26 protein-coding genes are annotated in these 24680 nt (G+C 36.3%); 24 read left to right on the top strand and 2 right to left on the bottom strand.

From position 1 onward, the window contains the following. Window positions 1–446: 446 nt before the first annotated feature. From rpmH to mnmE, 5 genes are all read left to right on the top strand, one after another. A complete protein-coding gene (gene rpmH, locus GQS55_RS19760; RefSeq protein WP_033080930.1) occupies window positions 447–581 on the top strand; it encodes a 50S ribosomal protein L34 in 135 nt (44 codons plus the stop codon). Between the two features lie 84 nt (window positions 582–665). Continuing rightward, on the top strand, window positions 666–1001 hold the full coding sequence (gene rnpA, locus GQS55_RS19755) for a ribonuclease P protein component (protein ID WP_328698884.1): 336 nt from the start codon (window positions 666–668) through the stop codon (window positions 999–1001). After that, window positions 968–1216, top strand: a complete 249-nt coding sequence (gene yidD, locus GQS55_RS19750) for a membrane protein insertion efficiency factor YidD (RefSeq protein ID WP_159822430.1) — start codon at window positions 968–970, stop codon at window positions 1214–1216. The genes rnpA and yidD overlap by 34 nt, the downstream gene beginning before the upstream one ends. 151 nt (window positions 1217–1367) lie before the next feature. Continuing rightward, complete coding sequence (gene yidC / locus GQS55_RS19745) at window positions 1368–3002, top strand: membrane protein insertase YidC (RefSeq protein ID WP_159822428.1); 1635 nt, start codon at window positions 1368–1370, stop codon at window positions 3000–3002. A gap of 304 nt (window positions 3003–3306) precedes the next feature. Further along, the gene (gene mnmE / locus GQS55_RS19740) at window positions 3307–4725 is read left to right on the top strand and encodes a tRNA uridine-5-carboxymethylaminomethyl(34) synthesis GTPase MnmE (protein WP_159822426.1); all 1419 of its coding nucleotides are present in this window, start codon (window positions 3307–3309) and stop codon (window positions 4723–4725) included. Between the two features lie 463 nt (window positions 4726–5188). Here mnmE and GQS55_RS19735 read toward each other — a convergent pair whose 3' ends face one another. Together GQS55_RS19735 and GQS55_RS19730 are read right to left on the bottom strand one after the other, a co-directional pair. Beyond that, window positions 5189–5425, bottom strand: a complete 237-nt coding sequence (locus GQS55_RS19735) for an RNA recognition motif domain-containing protein (protein ID WP_159822424.1) — start codon at window positions 5423–5425, stop codon at window positions 5189–5191. Between the two features lie 260 nt (window positions 5426–5685). After that, window positions 5686–6432, bottom strand: a complete 747-nt coding sequence (locus GQS55_RS19730; RefSeq protein ID WP_159822422.1) for a hypothetical protein — start codon at window positions 6430–6432, stop codon at window positions 5686–5688. 325 nt (window positions 6433–6757) lie between these two features. On the opposite strand from GQS55_RS19730, the gene GQS55_RS19725 reads away from it, so the two are divergent. The 19 genes from GQS55_RS19725 (at window position 6758) to GQS55_RS19635 (ending at window position 24644) form a co-directional block, all read left to right on the top strand. Continuing rightward, window positions 6758–7225, top strand: coding sequence for a flavodoxin domain-containing protein (locus tag GQS55_RS19725; RefSeq protein ID WP_159822420.1), 468 nt, complete (start codon window positions 6758–6760; stop codon window positions 7223–7225). A 425-nt stretch (window positions 7226–7650) separates the two neighbouring features. Next, entirely contained in the window at window positions 7651–9543 is a 1893-nt protein-coding gene (gene mnmG, locus GQS55_RS19720) for a tRNA uridine-5-carboxymethylaminomethyl(34) synthesis enzyme MnmG (RefSeq protein ID WP_159822417.1), read from the top strand. A 27-nt stretch (window positions 9544–9570) separates the two neighbouring features. Then, on the top strand, window positions 9571–10197 hold the full coding sequence (gene rsmG, locus GQS55_RS19715) for a 16S rRNA (guanine(527)-N(7))-methyltransferase RsmG (RefSeq protein WP_159822415.1): 627 nt from the start codon (window positions 9571–9573) through the stop codon (window positions 10195–10197). A 51-nt stretch (window positions 10198–10248) separates the two neighbouring features. Beyond that, window positions 10249–11064, top strand: coding sequence for a ParA family protein (locus GQS55_RS19710; RefSeq protein WP_159822413.1), 816 nt, complete (start codon window positions 10249–10251; stop codon window positions 11062–11064). 34 nt (window positions 11065–11098) lie between these two features. Further along, window positions 11099–12013 (top strand): ParB/RepB/Spo0J family partition protein, encoded by a 915-nt coding sequence (locus GQS55_RS19705; protein WP_159822411.1) that lies wholly within the window; start codon window positions 11099–11101, stop codon window positions 12011–12013. Window positions 12014–12575: 562 nt separating this feature from the next. Further along, window positions 12576–12959: an ATP synthase subunit I gene (locus GQS55_RS19700; protein WP_159822409.1), complete on the top strand. Its 384-nt coding sequence runs from the start codon at window positions 12576–12578 to the stop codon at window positions 12957–12959. 48 nt (window positions 12960–13007) lie between these two features. Then, on the top strand, window positions 13008–13862 hold the full coding sequence (gene atpB, locus GQS55_RS19695) for a F0F1 ATP synthase subunit A (protein WP_159822407.1): 855 nt from the start codon (window positions 13008–13010) through the stop codon (window positions 13860–13862). Window positions 13863–13946: 84 nt separating this feature from the next. Continuing rightward, on the top strand, window positions 13947–14174 hold the full coding sequence (gene atpE / locus GQS55_RS19690) for a F0F1 ATP synthase subunit C (RefSeq protein WP_159823055.1): 228 nt from the start codon (window positions 13947–13949) through the stop codon (window positions 14172–14174). Between the two features lie 40 nt (window positions 14175–14214). Continuing rightward, on the top strand, window positions 14215–14685 hold the full coding sequence (gene atpF, locus GQS55_RS19685; RefSeq protein ID WP_159822405.1) for a F0F1 ATP synthase subunit B: 471 nt from the start codon (window positions 14215–14217) through the stop codon (window positions 14683–14685). A gap of 12 nt (window positions 14686–14697) precedes the next feature. After that, the gene (gene atpH, locus GQS55_RS19680; RefSeq protein ID WP_159822403.1) at window positions 14698–15231 is read left to right on the top strand and encodes a F0F1 ATP synthase subunit delta; all 534 of its coding nucleotides are present in this window, start codon (window positions 14698–14700) and stop codon (window positions 15229–15231) included. Between the two features lie 15 nt (window positions 15232–15246). Next, a complete protein-coding gene (gene atpA, locus GQS55_RS19675; protein WP_159822401.1) occupies window positions 15247–16788 on the top strand; it encodes a F0F1 ATP synthase subunit alpha in 1542 nt (513 codons plus the stop codon). 38 nt (window positions 16789–16826) lie between these two features. Beyond that, a complete protein-coding gene (gene atpG, locus GQS55_RS19670) occupies window positions 16827–17690 on the top strand; it encodes a F0F1 ATP synthase subunit gamma (RefSeq protein WP_159822398.1) in 864 nt (287 codons plus the stop codon). Window positions 17691–17776: 86 nt separating this feature from the next. Next, a complete protein-coding gene (gene atpD, locus GQS55_RS19665; protein WP_159822396.1) occupies window positions 17777–19162 on the top strand; it encodes a F0F1 ATP synthase subunit beta in 1386 nt (461 codons plus the stop codon). 61 nt (window positions 19163–19223) lie between these two features. Beyond that, window positions 19224–19646 carry a F0F1 ATP synthase subunit epsilon gene (locus GQS55_RS19660; RefSeq protein ID WP_159822394.1) on the top strand — a complete coding sequence of 141 codons (423 nt, stop codon included), beginning with the start codon at window positions 19224–19226 and terminating at the stop codon, window positions 19644–19646. A 291-nt stretch (window positions 19647–19937) separates the two neighbouring features. After that, entirely contained in the window at window positions 19938–20579 is a 642-nt protein-coding gene (locus GQS55_RS19655; protein WP_159822392.1) for a histidine phosphatase family protein, read from the top strand. 92 nt (window positions 20580–20671) lie between these two features. Next, window positions 20672–21724: a nicotinate-nucleotide--dimethylbenzimidazole phosphoribosyltransferase gene (gene cobT / locus GQS55_RS19650; protein ID WP_159822390.1), complete on the top strand. Its 1053-nt coding sequence runs from the start codon at window positions 20672–20674 to the stop codon at window positions 21722–21724. Between the two features lie 27 nt (window positions 21725–21751). After that, window positions 21752–22567: an adenosylcobinamide-GDP ribazoletransferase gene (locus GQS55_RS19645; protein WP_159822387.1), complete on the top strand. Its 816-nt coding sequence runs from the start codon at window positions 21752–21754 to the stop codon at window positions 22565–22567. Continuing rightward, window positions 22567–23139 (top strand): bifunctional adenosylcobinamide kinase/adenosylcobinamide-phosphate guanylyltransferase, encoded by a 573-nt coding sequence (cobU, locus tag GQS55_RS19640; protein WP_159822385.1) that lies wholly within the window; start codon window positions 22567–22569, stop codon window positions 23137–23139. The genes GQS55_RS19645 and cobU overlap by 1 nt, the downstream gene beginning before the upstream one ends. After that, entirely contained in the window at window positions 23136–24644 is a 1509-nt protein-coding gene (locus GQS55_RS19635) for a cobyric acid synthase (RefSeq protein ID WP_159822383.1), read from the top strand. The genes cobU and GQS55_RS19635 overlap by 4 nt, the downstream gene beginning before the upstream one ends. The last annotated feature ends 36 nt before the right edge of the window (window positions 24645–24680 follow it).

The raw sequence follows: 24680 nt of genomic DNA, 5'->3' as shown, positions 1-24680 counted from the left end.
ACAAACGAAAGTTTTTATTATGTAGCACCATTATCTCTATACTTATCCACAAGTGCAATATTGACAGACAACTATTCGTAATTATTTTTACAATAAACGGCTAAAGGCTAGTTTAATTGACTTATTAGTGATTTTTTAGATTAAAACACATCAAAAATGGATTACTTACTTTTATTACTTATTAGAATAAAAACGCAATTAATCAGTAAAATAACAATATTAAATAACAAACCTGTGGATATTTTCCGTCTATTCGGTGAATAACATTAAAATGTATGTGACGTGGAACTTAAGATCCTAACGATCATCAAAGGATCTTTTAATAAATATTCAAGATAAAACATTGACAGCGGGCTCAATTAGATTTAGAATTCGGCCTCTTTTTTTAGACCTGTGTGCTCATTTGGCTTTTTTGTCAGGGCAACAACAACCGACGGATTAGCGTAATGAAAAGAACATTTCAACCTAGCGTATTAAAGCGTAAGCGTAACCACGGATTCCGTGCTCGTATGGCAACTAAAAATGGCCGTGCTGTTATAGCTCGTCGCCGTGCCAAAGGCCGTGCAAGCCTTAGTGCTTAATCTTAATTTTATTTCTAGCTTAGAAACCGAATTAAGATGGTAACCAACAAGGTTACTTATGAATTTAATCGGGAGTCACGTCTGTTGACTCCCGGTCACTTTCAATCTGTGTTTAAAAAACCTATCAGATTTGGCTCTCGCCACTTTACAATACTTATTACCCCTACTAATTTATCTGATGATTCATGTAAAAATAATCGTCTCGGCTTAGCTATTGCTAAAAAACGTGTAAAACTTGCCGTACAACGAAATCGCATGAAAAGAATTATTAGAGAAAGCTTTCGTTTAAATCAACATGATTTACCTGCTATCGATATGGTGGTTATGGTAAAGTCTGGTATTGATCAGCTCGACAATAACGAAATCAACCAAGAATTAGAAAAAATATGGCGAAAAATAATTCAGCGCCACAAAAACTAGCAATAGCTTGTATAAAAGGCTATCAGCGTTTTATTAGTCCTTTATTAGGATCTAATTGTCGATTTCAACCAACCTGCTCTACTTATGCAAACCAAGCTATAGAACGCTTTGGTGTAATAAAAGGGTGCTGGTTAGCAAGCAAACGAATATTAAAATGTCATCCGTTGAATGAAAGCGGTGATGACCCAGTTCCACCCTTAAAAAAAGAAAAATAATATTCCTGCCTTAAAAAGCAGAACAAATTATATACTCTAATACTAAAAGAGTGTTGGTTTGCAGTTAAACCTAGTCTAAAATGCCTTGCTATAAATTACATGCGGGAGGATATAACCTCGTGCCAACCCAAAAACAAGAGAATTAAATCTTATGGAATCTCAACGCAGTCTGCTTTTTATTGCGCTTATGGTTGTTACTTACTTACTTTTTAGTCAGTGGCAAGCAGAAAATTCACCAGCAGTTGAACAACCAACTATTAGTCAAAATGCGAATAATGAACTTGCTGCAGGTGCAGAATTTGTTCCTGAATCAACGGACTCATCAGCACCCATTGCTAAAGATGCCATTTCAAATGCAAAATTAATTAGTATTACTACTGATACATTAATAATTAAAATTAATACGCAAGGTGGTGATATAGTCGATGCTAAGTTAGTCGATTTTAATACCGAACAGGGTAATGGTATTCCATACACTGTTATGCAAAATGGTAATCAAAAATATGTTGCACAATCAGGCTTAACTGGTGCTAACGGTGTAGATAGAGTAATTAAAGGTCGACCAATTTATAGTACGGTTCAAAGTAGTTATGAATTAGTTGGCGAAAACCTTACCGTAGATTTAACTTTTCAAGATAACAACGGCCTTAACGTAACAAAACGCTTTTCATTTGCTGCTGGCAGTTACAGTGTTGATGTTGAATACATAATTAATAACAACACAGCTAACAGTGTTTCAGTTCAAATGTATGGTCAACTTAAGCAATCTACCCTAACAGATACTTCATCAGGCATGTTACCTACTTATCGTGGTGCAGCTTTCTCTACCAATGAAGATCGTTATGAAAAATATGATTTTGATGATATTGCAGAAACAAACTTAAACAAAACAACACCTGGTGGTTGGGTTGCAATGCTAGAGCATTACTTTGTTTCAGCTTGGGTACCTGGTGCTGAAGATAACAACCAACTTTATACTAACTACAGTAACAACCAAGAAGCTGTTATTGGCTTTAAAGCACCTGCAGTAACAATAGACGCAGGCCAACAAGGCAATACTTCTGCTATTTTTTATGTTGGTCCTAAAGATCAAGCGGTACTAGAGAAAATAGCACCTAACTTAGATTTAACCATTGATTACGGTTTTTTATGGATGATTAGTCAACCATTATTCTGGTTACTACTAACAATTCAAAGCTTTGTAACAAACTGGGGTGTAGCAATCATTATCATCACTTTAATTGTTAAAGGTGGTATGTACCCATTAACGAAAGCGCAATATACCTCAATGGCTAGAATGCGTGAATTAGCACCTAAAATGGCACAGCTTAAAGAACGTTTTGGTGATGATAGACAAAAAATGTCTCAAGCTACAATGGAAATGTACCGTAAAGAGAAAGTAAACCCTGCTGGTGGTTGTTTACCATTAATATTACAAATGCCTATTTTCCTTGCGCTTTACTGGGTATTTTTAGAAAGTGTTGAATTACGACATGCACCGTTTGTTTTCTGGATTCAAGATTTATCAGCAATGGACCCATACTATGTATTACCAGTATTAATGGGTATTAGTATGTTTGTAATGCAAAAAATGCAGCCAATGACTATTCAAGATCCAATGCAACAGAAAATAATGCAATACATGCCAGTTGTTTTCTCAATCTTTATGGCTTGGTTCCCATCAGGATTAGTACTTTACTGGTTCGTAAGTAACATGATTTCAATTGCCCAAATGAAAGTAATTTTCAGTGGCATTGAGAAGAAAAAATTAGAAAAAGCAAGTTAACGCTTATTCGTTCTAATTTTTAGCTTACCAATGATTAACAATATAAAAGCGGTTTCTGATAAAGAAATCGCTTTTTTGTTAGTTAAAGATAAATAACGTAAAATAACTGTTATATCACTTCTATTAAGTTTGTGATCTTATTGTACGAAGGAAAAATAGATCAAGGTAAGGCGCTTGATTGAGCAATAGCTGGCTATTGTGATTGAAAGCAACGCAACCTTGGCTTATTTTAACCAGCACAAGTGGGCAATAATTTAATAGAATTGGTATTATTCAAACTCTCTGTTTTTATAGGTTTAAATCAATGTCATTATTACCTAGTGGTAAATCAACTATTGCAGCACAAGCTACCGCACCGGGTCGTGGTGGTGTTGGTATTATTCGTGTATCTGGGCCTGAAGCAAAAAATGTTGCTCAAGCTATTTTGGGTAAATTGCCCGAGATTAGAAAAGCTGAGTACTTACCTTTTTCAAATGCACAAAATGAAATATTAGATCAAGGTATCGCCTTATACTTTAAAGCCCCTAATTCATTTACGGGTGAAGATGTTATTGAATTTCAAGGTCACGGCGGCCCTGTTATTTTAGATATGCTACTTAAAGCTATTCTAGCCTTACCTAATGTTATTATGGCTAAACCTGGTGAATTTAGTGAACAAGCTTTTTTAAACGACAAACTCGATTTAACTCAAGCAGAAGCGATTGCAGATTTAATCAATTCAAGCTCCGAACAAGCAGCACGTTCTGCCCTGCACTCACTTCAAGGTAACTTCTCTAAATTAGTTAACGAAATGGTAGAAAGCATTATTCATCTACGTATGTATGTTGAAGCCTCTATTGATTTTCCAGAAGAAGAAATTGACTTCCTTGCTGATAAAAAAATAGTTAACGATCTAAAAGCCATCATCAACAAAGTTGAAAGTGTACGAAAACAGGCACAACAAGGCAGTATTATTCGAGAAGGTATGCGTGTGGTTATAGCAGGTAGACCTAATGCCGGTAAATCGAGCTTACTTAATGCATTGAGCGGTAAAGAAAGTGCCATTGTTACTGATATTGCAGGTACCACACGTGATGTATTAACAGAACAAATTCACATCGATGGTATGCCATTACATATTATAGATACCGCTGGTTTACGTGACAGTGATGACAAGGTTGAACAAATAGGTATTGAGCGCGCTTGGCAAGAAATAAAACAAGCTGATCGCGTATTGCTAATGGTTGACGCAAGTACTAATCATAACTTGTTAGAAAGTGAACAAGATATTAAAGATTACTATCCTGAGTTTTTCGAAAAATTGCCGGATAACATCGGCCTAACCTTAGTAAGAAACAAAGCCGATTTAAACCACGCAATTATTGAAGATAATATTGGTTTAGCTGAATTTACAGATAAAAATGATAAAAACCATACCTCGGTAACCTTATCAGCAAAAACTGGCGCAGGCGTTGACAGCTTAAAAGAGCACTTAAAATCTATTATGGGCTACCAAGGTAGTACCGAAGGTGGCTTTATGGCTAGAAGACGTCATTTAACCGCTTTAGATAACACTCATCAGCATTTAATTACTGGTTTAGACCAATTAGAATCTTATGTAGCTGGAGAGATTTTAGCTGAAGAATTAAGAATTTGTCAGTTAGAGCTTGATCAAATCACTGGTGAATTCACCAGTGATGACCTATTAACTAAAATATTTAGCTCTTTTTGTATTGGAAAATAGTTATATAAATAAACGTTTATACGCCATCGATATAACTTAAAAATCGCCCCTATATTAATCTTTTCTCTCCCCTACAAGCATATTGCCATCTTCTAAGAAGGTTAAACAATTTGCTTACGGGGCGATTATCATCGAATAAGTAACTATATTTTTCAATTATTCTATCTCTATCGGCCTGAGTTCTTGCGGTAGACATTTCATCACGAAAATCTGCCGTTGTTCTTAATGCATTTTCAACTTTTGTTTTTTCTGAAACTAGAGAACTAGCAGTAATGATTGATAAACCAGAATTGAGTTTTAAGAACAGTAAGAAATATATTTTGATAGGTAATAAACACAGATAAGAAGATCGGTCAGGTTTATTTTGTGAGATTAAAGCCGCTTAAGTTGTTTTAGATGTTTATCTATACTTTATCGCGGCAATATAACTAATTTTTCTGGGGTAAATCTCTGCTAAAACGAACTATTGTGCAACTTTCACACGTATTCTGTTTTTAGCAACTCTTGTTTCATGAAGAGCAGAAAGTGCTGATTTTGCTTCTTTCTCATCTGGCATTACCACAAAAGCAAAGCCTTTTGAATTACCTGTTTCTTGATCTAAAACTAAACTACATTCAGTAACAGAGCCATGAGCAGAAAATAATATACGAAGTTCTTGCTCTGTGGTTGAACGTGAAAGGTTACGAACTAAAAGTTTCATAATGAACCTTATGACTTGATTAAAATATTGCGTAAGTAATTGTCGCACATATTGCCCGTAGTAAGTAATGATAAATAAAAATATTAAACGGCATATTATTATACTCAGCACCTATTAACGCTAACTTCACCACTCGCTGTTACTAGTTTTAAACCTAATGCTACCAATCGTTATTTCATCTAGAATAGGTATATTTTCGATATCTATGAAAATATGTATAAAAATTCAATAGTGAATACTCACTTACTGTATAAATTATATTATATATTGATTTTAAGATCATCCTTTGCCGTTATAATAACCATATTATACGCTTTTTCTACTGCTTCTAACTTGTGATATAATGAGTGTTCATAGCTATCAATACAACTTACGTCATATATTGAAACTTCTCCCGCAACCAAATCATTTTCAAATTCTTTTTTAATTTGAGTTTGTCGTATCTCCTCTGCTTTAAAGTAATATCTTAGTACATCAATTACCTCTTTACTTAGAAAAAGCAACCCTTTTTCATTTAATAACTTTTTAACTTCAACAGTTAATTCGCTTACCTTTCCGTTATATATCTTTTCTGCCTCAAATATCAAAAAGGACTTGGATTTTTCATACTCATCCTCATCTTCCATATAGCTTAATTTTGACACTCGGTTAAGGTATTTCTCCGCTTCTTCACAGGAATATTTAATTTTTAGCAGCAAGTTAATTAACTCAATAAATATAGTTTTTCGAAATTCCCATTTTTGCTGTTCAATCCAAATTTTATTAGATAAACGATTCTTTACATCTTCAACTGCCTCTGTTTGCTTTTGCAACTGGAAAATAGTGTCATCTAATCTTACTTTAACAGCCTTCAATTCTCCCGACTTTTTCATATAAGAAAAAAGGTATGCGCCAAAATACGCAAAAACAAATGAAATCAATGCGGCAATAACATAGGTTAAAAGTGACAATTCGATTCCATTTTCAAAGAACCGATCCAATACCTCAATAATATTTGATTCTGTCAATGTACTTCCTTAGTTAGCATATTAATTAGTATTCACCATACCAAAGACCATGTTTGTTATCTTGATATTTTAGCCAATGATATAAGTACCTGTTAAAACCATAAGTAAACCACTGATTAAGGTTTATTGCCTTATAATACTTATACAAGAAAAGAAAAAGCCATTTAAATGTCTAATACTTTCAATTAGAAATACTGTTTATCGAGTTCACATAAAATAAAAGCCGGCCTAAATAAGTTTATTATTCAAGCTGGGTAGTTCACCTTGAGGTGGTTTACGTATAAGAATACAATAATTTCATTCTTAATCATTAGATCACCTTAATATGAGCTCATTTCAAATAATTGTTGGTAGTATGCTTGGCGGGACAGAATATGTTGCAGAAGCATGTGAAGAACAGCTAAATAAACTTAACCATGACGTAAATTTACACTTAAATCCTAATTTTAATTCGATCCTTGGATCAACTTTTTCACAAGATCCTGCTAAAAAAACAACTTGGCTCGTTTGTACCTCCACTCATGGAGCTGGTGACTTTCCTGACAATATCCAAGCATTTGTTGAAGATCTTAAAAATTGTGTACAAGATCTATCCTCAATAAATTTAATTGTTATCGCTATTGGTGATTCAAATTATGATACTTTTTGCAAAGCAGGTTTTGAATTAAATAAACTACTAATATCAAAGGGTTGTAGTAGTTTATTAGATATTAAAACTCTTGATATGAGTGAAGATATTGATCCAGAAGATCTTGCACAGCTGTGGTTAAGTGAAAATAAGGATCTTTTATAAGCTACTTACACATAAGTTATCAACAAAAGTATGTATAAAAAATACCTATTGTGGATAATTCAATGGATAAGCGGTTAATTTCTTATTATTATTCCGTGTATATCTTTATGTTTTAATTGCGCTGTGGATAAGTAGCCCTTTTGATCACCGCTTATATTGGACTTGATCAATGTTTGATCACAAGCTTATCATTCCTTTAACTTCATAGAATAATTGATAAAAAAACACTTACCCACAGAAAAAACGATCCCTAATAAGTAATAATAATAAGATCTCTATAAAGATCTTATATATATTAGTGAGATCGAGTTACGATCTTTTTACGCATTTGATCGTTTCACTATTGAAAAAAAAACTGTAAAATACGTCTCCTAATTTCAGTTAAAGAAATTTTCTTTAACAACAGTTTTTTAAGGTTCAAATTTATGTGGTATCAAGAATCGTATGATGTAATCGTTGTTGGTGGTGGCCACGCAGGCACTGAGGCTGCGCTTGCATCTGCCCGAATGGGGTGTAAAACGCTTTTGTTAACCCATAACATCGATACTTTAGGACAAATGTCGTGTAATCCAGCCATTGGTGGGATTGGAAAGGGACATTTAGTAAAAGAAATTGATGCCTTAGGCGGTTTAATGGCAACAGCCATTGATCATAGCGCTATTCAATTTAGAACCTTAAATGCCAGTAAAGGCCCAGCTGTAAGAGCAACCAGAGCTCAAGCGGATCGTGCGTTATACCGAACTTTCGTCCGTCAATTCTTAGAAAACCAAGAAAATTTAACTATTTTTCAACAGCCTTGTGACGATCTGATCTTAGAAAATGATCGTGTAACTGGTGTTTCAACTCAAATGGGATTGAAATTTAAAGGTAAAACGGTTGTACTAACCGTAGGTACTTTCCTTGCAGGACAGATTCATATTGGTCTAAACAACTATCAGGGCGGACGTGCAGGAGATCCAGCAAGTGTAAACTTAGCTGCAAAAATGCGTGATATGCCTTTTAGAATGGATCGTTTAAAAACAGGCACCCCACCCCGTTTAGACGCAAGATCATTAGATTTTTCTGTGATGGAAGAACAGCCAGGAGATTCACCTCGTCCTGTATTTTCATTTATGGGATCTGAAAAGGATCATCCTGAACAAGTTTCTTGTTTTATCACGCACACTAACGAAAAAACACACCAAATTATTCGTGATGGTTTAGATCGATCACCAATGTATACCGGTGTAATTGAAGGAATAGGTCCACGCTACTGCCCTTCTATTGAAGATAAGATCACTCGTTTTGCTGATAAAAATTCACATCAAATATTTGTTGAACCTGAAGGTTTAACGACTAATGAAATTTATCCAAATGGTATTTCAACAAGCTTACCTTTTGATGTACAAATGAATTTAGTACGTTCAATTAAAGGTTTTGAAAATGCTTTTATTACACGTCCTGGTTACGCAATTGAATATGATTATTTTGATCCTCGTGACTTAAAACAATCACTAGAAAGTAAGTTTGTTGAAAATTTATATTTTGCAGGACAAATAAATGGTACTACAGGCTATGAAGAAGCGGGTGCGCAAGGCTTAATTGCAGCAACCAATGCTGCTAATAGAGTGAAAGGTCGTGATGAATTTACTTTAGGTAGAGATCAAGCCTATGTGGGCGTGTTGATAGATGATCTAGCAACCCTAGGTACTAAAGAACCGTATCGTATGTTTACTTCACGTGCTGAATATCGTTTATTGTTACGTGAAGACAATGCTGATATTCGTTTAACAGAAAAAGGTCGTGAAGTTGGTTTGGTTGATGATCTTCGTTGGAAACGTTTTAATGATAAAATGGAAAATATTGAATTAGAACGTCAGCGTTTAAAAGATACTTGGGTACAAAAGGATCAAAGTAACGTTGATCAAGTAAATGAATTACTTAAATCACCAATGAGTAAAGAAGCGAGTCTTGAAGATCTTATTCGTCGTCCTGAAGTACGTTATAGCGATTTAATGAAAATTGAAGGTTTAGGTCCTGCGATTGCTGATACTCAAGCCGCGGAGCAAATAGAAATTCAAACTAAATATGCCGGTTATATTGATAGACAACTTGATGAAATAGCGAAAAAGCAACGTAATGAAGATACTGCTATTCCTATTGAATTTGACTATAGTCAATTATCAGGACTTTCAAACGAAGTTGTCGCTAAATTAAAAGACGCTCGTCCAGAAACCATTGGTAAAGCATCTAGAATTTCTGGTATTACTCCAGCGGCTATTTCGTTATTATTAGTTTACTTAAAAAAACATGGTTTACTTAGCAAAAAAATAGCGTAATCCAACTAAAAGTATCATTAAAAAAATATGACATTAACTTCAAAACTCGAAAACTTGCTTAGCCAAACAACTTTGCAAGTTTCTGCGCAACAAGTAGACTTACTTATTCAATATGTAGAGCTTTTACATAAATGGAATAAAGCTTACAACTTAACATCAGTGAGAGATCCACAAGAGATGCTTGTTAAGCATATTATGGATAGTTTAATGGTCGGTGAAGTGTTGCAAGGTAAAAACTTTATTGACGTTGGCACAGGCCCTGGCCTTCCAGGTATTCCTTTAGCTATATTGTTCCCTGAGAAAAATTTTGTTTTGTTAGATAGCTTAGGAAAAAGGATCACTTTTCTTAGACAAGTTGTATTTCAACTAAAATTGACTAATGTTCAGCCGGTTAAGTCACGTGTTGAAGATTATTCTGGTGAAACACCTTTTGATGGTGTATTAAGTAGAGCCTTTTCATCACTTAATGATATGGTGACTTGGTGTTCACATTTAGTGAGTAATGAACAAGGACAATTTTTTGCATTAAAAGGTCAATATCCCGTTGATGAACTAACTAATTTACCAGAAAATATTAGTTTAGTTTCTAGTCATGAAATAAAGGTACCTGAGCTTGTAGGCGAACGTCATGTGCTTATTCTAAAAAAGAACTAAAAGTGTTCAAAACATTGTTTAAATAATAAGTTAAAAATAATAGAGGCGCTTGTGGGAAAAATAATAGCTGTTGCAAATCAAAAAGGTGGTGTTGGTAAAACAACGACCGCTGTTAATTTGGCTGCTTCTTTAGCTGCTACTAAGCGAAAAATATTATTAATAGACCTTGATCCTCAAGGCAATGCGACAATGGCTAGTGGTATTAATAAATATGAAGTACCCGCCACTTGTTACGAATTGCTCATCGAAGAAAAATCTGTTGATGAAGTTGTTCAAAAAGAGACAACTGGTTTATATGATCTCATTGCAGCTAACACCGATGTTACTGCTGCGGAAATTAAGTTGATGGAAGTTTACTCTCGTGAACATCGACTAAAAAGAGCACTTGAACCAGTAAAAGATTATTATGATTTTATTATCATTGACTGCCCACCATCACTAAATATGTTGACGGTAAATGCAATGACAGCAGCAGACTCTGTTTTAGTGCCAATGCAATGTGAATACTATGCTTTAGAAGGTTTAACAGCGCTGATGGATACCATTTCAAAATTAACGTCAGTTGTTAATGACAAACTTCATATTGAAGGTATTTTACGTACCATGTATGACCCTCGTAATCGATTAGCTAATGATGTGTCTGAACAATTGAAGCGCCACTTTGGTGATAAAGTATATCGTAGTGTTATTCCACGTAATGTACGTTTAGCTGAAGCACCTAGTTTTGGCTCACCTGTAATGTATTATGATAAATCATCAACAGGTGCAAAAGCTTATTTGGCATTAGCCGGTGAAGTACTTCGTAAAAATAGTGCTGAAAAAAATAATTCAGCAAAAGCACCTAACAGTGAACAAGTAGCTAGCTAGAGTCAGGATACTGCAGAGTAATTCAAGGAATATTATGAGCCCAACAAAGAAAAGAGGTTTAGGCAGAGGCCTTGACGCATTACTTACGCCACAAGTAAGAGCTTCGGAACAAGAAGATAGCAGTAAAAAAAATGAAAGTAATGATGACACTGTGCTTAAAGATGGTGATTTAAGTAAAATAGCTATAAATAGGTTATCACCTGGTAAGTATCAACCACGTAAAGATATGTCTGACTCTGCGCTTGAAGAGCTTTCTTTATCAATTCAATCGCAAGGTATTATTCAACCTATTGTTGTTAGACTTATCAACGTAGATAATAATGGTGACCGGTTTTACGAAATAATTGCAGGTGAGCGTCGTTGGCGTGCAGCTAAGTTAGCAAAATTGACAGAAGTACCTTGTTTAATAAAAGATGTACCTGATGAATCAGCTGTTGCAATTGCTTTAATAGAAAACATTCAACGAGAAGATTTAAATGCAATGGAAGAAGCTGTTGCACTTGATCGTTTATTAAGTGAATTTGATCTAACTCATCAAGAAGTTGCTTTAGCTGTAGGTAAATCTAGAACGGCGGTAACAAACCTTTTACGCTTAAATAATTTAAATGATGCAGTAAAAACTTTCTTAGAAAATGGTGATATAGAAATGGGTCACGCTCGTGCATTATTAGCACTTGATGACACATTACAAGCTGAAGCGGCAAGAACGGTAGCAACAAAAGAGTTAACCGTTAGAGAAACTGAAGCACTAATTAAAAAAATTCAAAACCCAAGTGAAGAGAAGCCAGCGAAAGAAAAAGATCAAAGTAGCACTAATATAGAGCAAAACTTAGCTGAGAAAATAGGTTTGAATGTTGCCGTTAGCCACAATAAAAAAGGGAAAGGTAAATTAGTCATTTCATATGCTAATTTAGCAGAACTGAATGACTTTATTTCTAAAATAAAATAAAGGTAATCCCCACTTATTATTAGCATAAAGCTTAATGGATAAAATTTATGCTATTTAAATAACTTGAGCTTAGTTTAATAAGCTTTTCTTGAGTGATTATATTCCTCTTCAACTAATAATAGTCGCTACAGACTATATTACTAAAAAAGTTAGTACGATAAATTACCACAAACTATTCTTCTAAAGTAAATTTAGGGTAATAGTTTGCTCCTCAAATAGTATCGTAATATTCAGTACAATAAACATAAATATAGCCTCTTAATATTTAATAAAACTCATCCGAGCAGTTAGAGTATAAAATCAATGATTTCATCCTTTAGAATCCTTTAGTTAACTATAATTTAGTACTTTAGTTGTATTTCTCAAATCTATATTAATTATTAGCACAAATAAGGGGCGTTCATTGCCCTATTTTCTTGCAATAAAAGACAATTTAAGTATACTTGCGCAAACTTTTTAACATTAAAGTTTTTACTTTAAAAAACTTGTTTGACTACGATTGTATTCGTAATATAACGGTGATAATTATTGATGATTTTTTAAATGAGTTTTATTAGTATATATGAGTAATAGCTTAACAAAAGCAGGGCGAAAAGTAGCCCGAACACAAATATTATTCACTATTACTTTAATGTTAATAACAACAGTAATAATTTATTTTATATGGGGTATTGCCCATGCCAAGTCAGCGTTACTTGGTGGTGCAGTAGCAATAATACCCAATATGATTTTTGCCTATAAAGCATTTAGATATGCAGGGGCACAGTCGTCTAAGAAAGTAGTAGAGTCTTTCTATAGCGGCGTAAAATTAAAAATGCTATATACAGCGCTATTATTTGCGTTGGTTTTTAAATTTATGGTAATAATACCTTCAGCATTTTTAAGCACATATTGTGTGGTAGTGTTTTTTCCACTGCTACAGCCTTTGTTTTTAACAAAACGTTAAAACACAGGCAAAAAAAAATTTATAAACTTTAACTTTTGGGATAATAAAATGGCAGAAGAAGTTACTCTCTCAGGCCATATTCAGCATCATTTAACTAATGCGAAAATGTGTACGACCGATAATGGTTTAGCATTTAACAAAGCATGTAGTGATAGTGGTTTCTGGACATGGCATATAGATACCCTCGCTTGGTCGATTGGTTTAGGGGTGTTGTTTTTATGGATTTTCCGTAGAGCAGCAAACAAAGCAACTACAGGTGTACCTGATAAGTTTCAATGTTTCATTGAAATGGTGATTGATTTTGTTGGCGACAACGTTGCTAAAACCTTTCAAGGTAAAAGTACGCTGATAGCGCCATTAGCCCTAACAATATTTGTTTGGGTATTTTTGATGAACTTAATGGATTTAATTCCTGTTGATTTCTTACCTGCATTTGCCGGATTTGTTGGTGAAACAGCATTCGGTATGGATTCTCATGATGTATACATGAAAATTGTACCTACAACAGATATTAATCTTACTGCAGCATTGGCTGTAGGTGTATTTTTATTAATGATCGCTTATTCAATAAAAATTAAAGGTGTAGGCGGTTTTATTAAAGAACTTACTTTGCACCCTTTTAGTACTAATAACAAACTTGCAATGGTATTTTTAATTCCTTGTAACTTATTACTCGAAACAATCGCATTAGTCGCTAAGCCTTTCTCGTTAGCATTGCGTTTATTCGGTAACTTATATGCTGGTGAGTTGATTTTCATCTTAATCGGCGCTGTAGGTTTAATGCAACTACCGTTGCACTTTGTTTGGGCTGTATTCCATATACTGGTTATTCTATTGCAAGCATTCGTCTTTATGATGCTAACAATTGTTTACTTAAGTATGGCAAGTTCTGACAATCATTAATTTTTAACTTTAACTTTAACTTTAATTTATAATTAAAAACCCTGGAGAGAAAAAATGGAACAAGATCTAACATCAACATTAGCAATGGCTGAAGCAATTAAGTTCATCGCAGTTGCTTTACTTATCGGTTTTGGTGCAATTGGTACTGCAATCGGTTTTGGTAACATGGGCGGAAAATTCTTAGAAGCGTGTGCTCGTCAACCAGAATTAGCTCCATCACTACAAGTTAAAATGTTCATTTTAGCAGGTCTAATCGATGCTGTAGCAATGATCGGTGTTGGTATCGCGATGGTATTATTGTTTGTACTTTAATTCCATTCTTTGAACAGCTTACTATTAAGGAGGAGCGGTTGTGAATTTAAACGCCACTCTAATTGGTGAATTAATAGCATTTATCGTTTTTGTTTGGTTCTGCATGAAATATGTATGGCCACCACTAAACAATGCTATTGAAGCTCGCCAGAAAATAATCATAGATGGTTTAGCTGCTTCAGACCGTGCTGAAAAAGACTTGGAATTAGCCCAAGAACAAGCAACGGCCCAACTAAAAGAAGCGAAAGCGCAAGCTGCTGAAATTATTGAAGTAGCAAAAAAGCGTGAAACGCAGATAGTTGAAGAAGCTGCTGTGAAAGCAGAAGCTGAGAAAGTAAAAATCTTAGCTGCTGGTCACACAGAAATTGAAACTGAACGTAACCGTGCAAAAGAAGAACTGCGTAAACAAGTCGCTATTCTTGCTATTGCTGGTGCCGAGAAAATTCTTGAACGTTCTATCGATGCCGCTGCACATAGCGACATCTTAGATAAATTCGTCGCTGAACTTTAAGAGGATAGAGCTATGTCTGAATTGACAACCATTGCTCGTCCTTACGCTAAAGCAGCGTTTGATTTTGCTGTTGAAGCTAAAGCAATTGATAGCTGGGTTACCCAGCTAGCTTTTGCTGCTGAAGTTGCTAAAGATAAAACTATTGAAAGTTATTTATCTGGTGGTGCTTCTGTTGAGCAAGCACAAACTTTATTTTTAAATGTTTGTGGTGAGCAAGTAAACAGTGAAGGTCAAAACTTTATAAAAGTTATGGCTGAAAACAAACGTTTGTTGGTGCTACCGCTGGTCCTTGAACACTTTTTAGCATTAAAAGCTGAATTTGAACAAGAAATCACAGTAGATGTAACCTCGGCAGTAGAAATTACTGCAGAGCAAAAAACAACACTTAGCGCCGCGCTTGAAAAGCGCTTGGCACGTAAAGTAAAGCTTAATTGTAATATTGATGTGAACATAGTTTCTGGCTTAATTATTAAAGCGGGCGACACGGTTATTGATGGCTCTATCCAAGGTAAACTGAGCCGTTTATCAACAACATTACAATCTTAGATAAGGGAACAGAGCATGCAACTGAATTCCACTGAAATCGCTGAACTGATCAAAAATCGTATTGAACAGTTCAACGTTGTCAGCGAAGCTCGTAACGAAGGTACTATCGTTTCTGTAACAGACGGTATCATTCGTATCCATGGCCTTGCTGATGTAATGCAAGGTGAAATGATCGAACTTCCTGGTAGCCGTTACGCTATCGCCTTAAACCTTGACCGTGATTCGGTCGGTGCGGTAGTAATGGGACCTTATGCTGATTTAGCAGAAGGACAGAAAGTTAAAGGTACTGGCCGTATATTGGAAGTACCGGTAGGTCGTGGTCTTTTAGGCCGCGTAGTAAATACACTTGGTGAACCAATTGATGGCAAAGGCCCAATTGATAATGATGGCTTCTCTCCAGTAGAAGTTGTTGCTCCTGGTGTTATTGAACGTAAATCAGTTGACCAACCAGTTCAAACTGGTATCAAGTCAATTGATGCTATGATTCCAATTGGTCGTGGTCAACGTGAATTAATCATTGGTGACCGTCAAATCGGTAAATCAGCGATTGCACTAGACGCGATTATTAACCAAAAAAATACAGGTATTAAATGTATTTACGTAGCAATTGGCCAAAAAGCCTCTACTGTTGCTAACGTAGTACGTAGTTTAGAAGAGCATGGCGCTCTTGCTAATACTATTGTTGTTGTTGCCTCAGCTTCTGAAGCTGCTGCACTACAATATTTAGCTCCTTATGCTGGTTGTTCAATGGGTGAATACTTCCGTGACCGCGGTGAAGATGCGTTGATCGTATATGATGATTTGTCTAAGCAAGCAGTTGCTTACCGTCAAATTTCATTACTACTTCGTCGTCCGCCAGGCCGTGAAGCATACCCAGGTGATGTTTTCTATCTTCATAGCCGCTTATTAGAACGTGCTTCAAGAGTGAATGAAGCTTATGTTGAAAAATTCACTAACGGTGAAGTAAAAGGTAAAACAGGTTCTTTAACTGCCCTACCTATTATTGAAACACAAGCTGGTGATGTATCTGCTTTCGTACCAACTAACGTAATTTCTATTACGGATGGTCAAATATTCTTAGAGTCTGATTTATTCAACTCAGGTATTCGTCCTGCGGTAAATGCTGGTTTATCAGTATCTCGTGTTGGTGGTGCAGCGCAAACGAAAATCATCAAGAAACTTGGTGGTGGTATTCGTTTAGCATTAGCTCAATATCGTGAATTAGCAGCATTTGCTCAATTTGCATCAGATTTAGATGACGCGACTCGTGCTCAATTAGAGCATGGACAACGTGTAACTGAATTAATGAAGCAAAAGCAATACAGCCCATTATCTGTTGCTGAAACAGCTGTTTCTTTATTTGCTGCAGAAAAAGGCTTTTTGAACGACGTTGCTATTAACAAAATCAATGATTTTGAAGACGCGTTACAAAGCTACATGAACAGTGAAGCATCTGAGCTTATGGCTACGATCAACGATTCAGGTAACTACGATAAAGACATTGAAGCAGGTTTGACTAAAGCACTTGAAAATTTCAAGTCTACCCAAACTTGGTAAGACGTTTTTAATTAAGTAATCTTTTCGGAGAGAGAGTCATGGCCGTTGGTAAAGAAATAAAAACCAAAATTGCGAGTGTGAAAAATACTCAAAAGATCACAAACGCTATGGAAATGGTTGCCGCTTCTAAAATGCGTAAAGCGCAAGAAAGCATGGCAGCTTCTCGTCCATATGCGACAAATATACGTAACGTGATCGGTCATATTGCGCTTGGTAACTTAGAATATCGCCATCCTTATATGGAAGAGCGTGAAGTTAAGCGTGTTGGCTATATTGTTGTATCAACAGACCGTGGTTTGTGTGGTGGTTTAAATATTAACTTATTTAAACAAGTACTAGCTGACGCTGCCAAATGGCAGGGTCAAGGAGCTGAAGTTGAATTTGCGGTTGTAGGCTCAAAAGCTACATCGTTTTTTAACAACATGGGCTCTAAAGTAACTGCACAAATATCTGGCTTAGGCGATAACCCGTCACTTACTGACTTAGTTGGTAGTGTTCAGGTTATGCTAAATGCTTATAATAACGGCGAAATTGATAAGCTATTCGTAGTGTATAACAAGTTTGTTAACACTATGACACAAGCACCAACAGTTGATCAGTTATTACCTTTACCTAAGTCTGACGATGTAGATATGAAGCATCGTTGGGATTACATATACGAACCTGATGCTAACGTATTGTTAGATCAACTATTAGTTCGTTATGTAGAGTCGCAAGTATACCAAGGCGTAGTTGAAAACTTAGCCTGTGAACAAGCTGCCCGTATGGTAGCCATGAAAGCCGCTACAGATAACGCTGGTGACTTGATTGATGATTTACAACTGGTATACAACAAAGCGCGTCAAGCATCGATTACTCAAGAATTGGGTGAAATCGTTGCAGGTGCAGCTGCGGTTGGTTAAAGAGTAATTAACATATAACGTTTTCGTAATTTAACGACAAGCTAGCTGCGCAAAGCGTTGGTTGGCTTAAATTAAGAGGAATTAACATGAGTACAGGTAAAGTCGTCCAAATAATTGGCGCAGTTGTGGATGTTGAATTTCCACAAGATGCCGTACCTCAGGTATATCACGCAGTAAAAGTAACCGAAGGTGACCTTGCAGGTTTAGTACTTGAAGTTCAACAGCAGCTTGGTGGCGGTGTTGTACGTACTATTGCAATGGGTAGCTCAGACGGTTTGCGTCGTGGCCTGAATGTAGAAAACACAGGTAATGGTATCCAAGTACCTGTTGGTGTTGAGACTTTAGGTCGCATCATGAACGTATTAGGTGAGCCTATTGATGAAGCTGGTCCAATCGGCGAGAAAGACCGTTGGGCTATTCATCGCGAAGCACCTGCTTACGCAGAACAAGCCATGTCTAACGAATTGTTAGAAACAGGTATCAAAGTAATCGATTTAGTTTGTCCATTCGCTAAGGGTGGTAAAGTTGGTCTTTTCGGTGGTGCTGGTGTTGGTAAAACAGTAAACATGATGGAGCTTATCCGTAACATCGCAATCGAACACAGTGGTTACTCAGTATTTGCTGGTGTTGGTGAGCGTACACGTGAAGGTAACGATTTCTATCACGAAATGAACGATTCTAACGTACTAGATAAAGTATCGTTAGTTTACGGTCAAATGAACGAGCCTCCAGGAAACCGTTTACGTGTTGCCTTTACTGGTTTGACTATGGCAGAAAAATTCCGTGACGAAGGTCGTGACGTATTATTCTTCGTAGATAACATTTACCGTTATACTCTTGCGGGTACTGAAGTATCAGCTCTACTTGGTCGTATGCCATCAGCGGTTGGTTACCAACCAACACTAGCTGAAGAAATGGGTGTATTACAAGAGCGTATTACTTCTACAAATAAAGGTTCTATTACTTCAATTCAAGCGGTATACGTACCTGCGGATGATTTAACGGATCCAAGCCCTGCAACTACCTTTGCTCATTTAGATGCAACTGTAGTACTTTCACGTTCTATTGCTGAATTGGGTATATACCCAGCGATTGACCCATTAGATTCATCTTCACGTCAGTTAGACCCATTAGTGGTTGGTGCTGAGCATTATGAAGTTGCTCGTGGTGTTCAAACAGTATTACAACGTTATAAAGAGCTTAAAGATATCATCGCTATTTTAGGTATGGATGAGTTATCTGAAGAAGATAAGCAAACAGTGTATCGTGCACGTAAGATTCAACGTTTCTTATCTCAACCGTTCTTCGTTGCTGAAGTATTTACAGGTTCTCCAGGTAAATATGTATCATTAAAAGACACTATTGCTGGATTCAAAGGAATTTTAGCTGGTGAATACGATGATATGCCTGAGCAAGCGTTCTACATGGTTGGTTCTATTGACGAAGCCATAGAGAAAGCTAATAAGATGTAATCATCTGATAAGCGCTTAGGGTTTATCTCTTAAGTGCTTATTAATATAGAGGTCGAGTCAAATGGCATTATTAACTGTTAATCTGGATGTAGTAAGCGCTCAGGAAAGTTTATTTTCTGGCAATATTAAATCATTACAGATCACAGGTAGTGAAGGTGAGTTGGGTATTTTACCTGGTCACGCACCTTTACTGACCTCACTAAAACCTGGAATGGCACTTATCACTAAAAAAGATGGTAGCGAAGAAGTTATTTATCTTTCAGGTGGTATGTTAGAAGTTCAACCAAATCATGTTACTGTGCTTGCTGATGTAGCAACACGTGCTGGTGATTTAGATGAACAAGCTGCTATAGAAGCTAAAAAGCGTGCAGAAGAAAATATGAATGCCAGTGGTATTGATGTTGATTATGCTGCAGTAGCTGCTGAATTAGCACGCGCAGTAGCGCAACTACGTGTTATTCAGGTGACTAATAAAAGAAGTTAATATTAACTTCCTGATTTAAGTCGTCAGCTAAGGTTTAGTGAATTAAATTATAAATGCTCTGTTATTGTAAAGTAACAGGGCATTTTTTATGTTTGTTACTATTTAAAACACTAAATTTTTGACAAAAAAAAGCGTCTATTAAGATAGACGCAATAAAAACATGAAACACTAAGGGAAATAAAACTTACAACTATTAAGAGTAGTGAAATTATAAAAAGTTCCCATAAGCTAATTAATTTATTTAAATTTTTAGCCAACTACGTCTTCTTTAAAACTATGGTTGATTAAACAGTGCTAAATAAAATATCAAATCAGTTACTTCCTACAGAAAGTACACTTTATTTATTACGTCACGGTGAAATTGATACGCCGGGTATTCTGGCAGGAAAAACGGATGTGGCATTATCTGCGCTTGGCCGTAATCAATTATTACTTGCTACAAGTTCACTAAAGTCTATCGACCGTTGTATTAGCTCTCCCTTAGTACGTTGTTGCCAATATGCTAACTTATTCTGTCAGCAACAAAACTTATCATTAGAAATTGAAAATAAATTACAAGAAATGGACTTTGGTGATTGGGATGGTAGAACTTATCAGTCATTATGGAAAATAGATGATCGGTCAACAACTAGTGCAATAGGTGATTTTTGGCAAAACCCTTGGCAGAATCAACCGCCAAATGGTGAATCTATGACAAGTTTTACAGGTCGTATTGATCATTGGTGGAAAAGCTTTTGTGATGAAAATGAATCGAAAAATACACTCGTTTTTACACATGCAGGTGTGATCAAGCATTTACTTGCCAGAGTTTTAAATTTACCTATTCCAGGAACCTCGCATATGGACTCAATTGAGGTACCTTATGCTTGCTTGATAAAAATATCTTTATATCGAGATGAGAGTGGAAAGGTTTGGTCAAAACTCGTGTTATAAATAATAAAACCACCTTCTTTTATTTTTTACTAAATTTATATTCACGATAATGGTTTACCGTTAAAACTATAAATATCCCCATTGAGACTATTATGACATTTACAATTGAACCTATTACTCACAAATTTGATAATGAAATTCAAGCAATCATTGATGGTAAAACTAAGCCATTAGGTGCACTTGGCCAGCTCGAAACAACTGCGAAAGCAATAGCACGAGTACAAGTAACACAGTCTGAACAGCTTGCGCGATTAGTCATTAAAAAACCTGCTCTTATTATTTTCGCGGGTGACCATGGGGTGGCTGCGGAAGGGGTTTCTATAGCGCCAAGTGAAGTTACCGGTCAAATGGTTGCTAACTTTGCAACCGGTGGTGCAGCGATAAGTGTTTTTTGCCGTCAATTAGGTTGGGATTTGAGTGTCGTTGATGCAGGTATCTTGCATAAACCGTCCCCAGAATTAAATGTTATTGATCAACATCTAGGCAATATTACACAGCCTTTGCATTTGCAAGCCGCTATGACAGTAGAAACTGTGAAAGAAGGCTTTAGTAAAGCTAAATCGCTGATCAGTAAAACCAAGAAAAATGGCTGCAATTTAATTGCTTTTGGTGAGATGGGTATTGGCAATACGACATCGTCATCTGCAATCATGGCAGCTGTTATGAATATCTCTGCAGTAGAAACGGTCGGAAAGGGCACTGGCGTATCTGACGACGTTGTTAAAAAGAAACAGCAAGTAGTTGAACAAGCGCTTAAATTACATGCGGATAAATTATCAGATCCTATACAATTATTAGCGTGTTTAGGTGGCTTCGAAATAGTGCAAATTACAGGAGCAATGTTAGCTGCAGCAGAAGATAATATGCATGTAGTCGTTGATGGGTTCACTTGTACTGCCGCAGCAATGGTTGCCATACAAATAAACCCTGCAGTAAAAGACTATATGATATTTGCTCATTGCTCAGGTGAGCAAGGACATCAGAAAATGCTCACTTGGCTTACTGTAGAGCCTTTATTAAGCCTTGAATTACGTTTAGGTGAAGGTACAGGAGCAGCGTTAGCTTTACCGCTTATTCAAGCTTCTGTGGCTTTTTACAATGATATGGCTAGTTTTGAACAAGCCTCAGTAACAAAGGTAGTTTAGCGTTTATCGCATAAGCTCGAGCATAAAATGACTCAAAATTTACAACAGAAAATAAAACCTCAATTAACACTATTGTTATTGGCCGTTAGTTTTTTCACGCGCATACCTGTTCGATTACCTGCTGAAATTAGTGCAGAGCAACTTAATCAATCTAGTCGCTACTTTGCTGTAGTTGGTCTTATGGTTGGTATCCTTTGTTCTTTAATTTATGCTGCTTCCGTGGAATATTTACCAAAAGAAATTGCTGTGCTTATTGCTATGGCTGCTAGTTTATTAGTAACCGGCGCTTTTCATGAAGATGGCTGGGCAGATGTTTGGGATGGCTTTGGTGGTGGTTGGAGCATTGAGCAAAAACTGAATATTATGAAAGATAGTCGCTTAGGAACTTATGGTGCAGCAGCGTTATTTATTATTTTATTTCTAAAATATCAAAGTTTAATGGCGTTTGCATCGCCTCTTATTGCGCTCATTTTAGCAAACACCTTGAGTCGTGTAGTTGCCACCAGTTTAATTTACGATATGTCTTATGTCTCCCTTGATGCTACCTCAAAAGTCAAACCGCTAGCTCAGCATTTATCGAACACAAGTTTAATGGCGTTGTTTGCCACTGGATTGATAGTGAGTTTATGGTTTCTTCCTTTGGGTGAATGTATTTTATTGTTCGTTATTTTATTTATTTTTAGAGCTTTATTAGCATTTTGGTTTAATAAGCAACTTAGTGGTTATACCGGTGATTGTTTAGGCGCAGCTCAGCAAAGTAGCGAAATTGTTATTTATTTAACGTTATTGGTGTTTGGCTATGGTGATGTCATGTTAAGTACAAGTTCAGGAGTTATTAGTTAATGTCTGTTCATTTGATTTTAGGCGGTGCTCGCTCTGGTAAAAGTTCATTTGCCGAAAAGCAAGCTAAGCTCCTTGAAAGTAACACTCAGTCACAGGTTTATTATCTAGCAACAGCTCAGCCGTTAGATGGTGAAATGTTAGCGCGTATCAAGCAACACCAACAACAAAGACCTGCTCATTGGTTGTTAATTGAATCATCTATTGAACTAGCCAAAGCGATTGAGCAGTTAGTAAAAAAACATAACAGCGAACACAAACATGGGATAACAATATTAGTTGATTGCCTTACTTTATGGTTAACAAATTGCTTATGTTCATCTGAAAAAGATTGTTTTCAACAAGAAAAACAAGCGTTACTTAAAACTTTATCTCATTATGCACAATCAAGTGAGGTGCATTTACTGCTTGTTAGTAATGAAGTTGGTCATGGCATTGTACCTATAGGAGAGCTTTCACGAAATTTTGTTGATCAAGCGGGTTGGTTACATCAAGAAATCGCCGTAATAGCTGAACGAGTCGATTTTATTATGGCAGGTATTCCTCTATCGCTTAAGCCAAAGGAGCACAAATGAAAACTTTAATGATACAAGGCACTACTTCTGATGCGGGAAAAAGTACGGTAGTGGCAGGGCTTTGTCGTGTTTTTGTTAATAGAGGTTTTAGTGTTGCGCCTTTTAAACCTCAAAATATGGCGCTAAATAGTGCTGTAACAGAAGATGGCGGCGAAATTGGACGAGCACAAGCATTACAAGCTATTGCTGCTAATATTGCACCGCGTGTTGATTTTAACCCTATTTTATTAAAGCCAAATAGTGATACTGGTGCGCAAGTTATTGTACACGGTAAGGCGCTTTCAAATATGGAAGCGACCAGTTATCACGATTATAAAAAAGTGGCGATGAATGCAGTGGTTGAATCACATTACCGGCTTGCACAAGAGTTTGATGTGTTAATGGTGGAAGGTGCAGGTAGTCCGGCTGAAATTAATTTACGTGAACATGATATTGCCAATATGGGCTACGCTGAAAAAGTAGATTGTCCTGTTATTTTGGTCGCTGATATTGATCGTGGTGGTGTTTTTGCTCATTTAGTAGGGACGCTAGCGTTATTGTCAGCGTCAGAACAAGCACGGGTAAAAGGCTTTATTATTAATCGTTTTCGCGGTGATATTAAGTTACTAGAATCAGGTTTAACTTGGCTTGAAGAACGTACTGGTAAGCCTGTTTTAGGTGTTTTACCTTATTTGCATGATTTAGCGCTTGATGCTGAAGATGCTATTGCTCTTGATAATAAAGTGACTCAAAGTAAAATTTCTATTGCGGTACCTCTATTGCCACATATTAGTAATCATACTGATTTTGACCCATTAAGGTTAAACCCTGAAATAGATTTACGTTATGTCAAAATGGGTGAACGGATAGACAATTGCGATTTAGTTATTTTACCGGGCAGTAAAAATGTGATTTCAGACTTAGCCTTTTTAAAAGCTCAAGGCTGGCAAGAGGATATTAATCGTCATTTAAGATATGGCGGTAAAGTGCTCGGTATTTGTGGTGGATTTCAAATGCTAGGTAATAAAATATTGGATCCACTTGCGATTGAATCAACAGCTGAAGAAAATGGCGAAAGAGCTATTTCAGGCTTAGGATTAGCTGACTTTACCACGACGCTAACCGCAGAAAAAACCTTAACACAGGTTTCTGGCACATTCACCCTAGCTGGCGCTTCTTGTGAGGTTTTGGGCTATGAAATTCATTGTGGTCATTCACAAGGTGAAGCACTTAAAAAACCTTTAATAAGTGATTTGTCTGTAGGTGCGCTAAGTACAGATGGCTTTATCTCAACAGATAATCAAATTGTAGCAACCTATTTACATGGCATTTTTGATCACGGAGCAGTAACCAGCGCGATATTGCAGTGGGTTAAACAAGATCATGGCGTACAGTCTGTTATTGATATTAATCAACATAGAGAAACTCAATTAGAACGTTTAGCTGGGATATGCGAGCAATACTTGCATATGGACGATATTGAACAAATTTTAAAAGCGGGTGTTACCACTGGCAACACCCTATAACTGCCTTCACTATCAACATGAAATTTATAAGAATTA

This window comes from Colwellia sp. 20A7, from assembly GCF_009832865.1.
Taxonomy (GTDB): domain Bacteria; phylum Pseudomonadota; class Gammaproteobacteria; order Enterobacterales; family Alteromonadaceae; genus Colwellia.
This window is presented reverse-complemented; position numbering and strand designations above follow the sequence as displayed.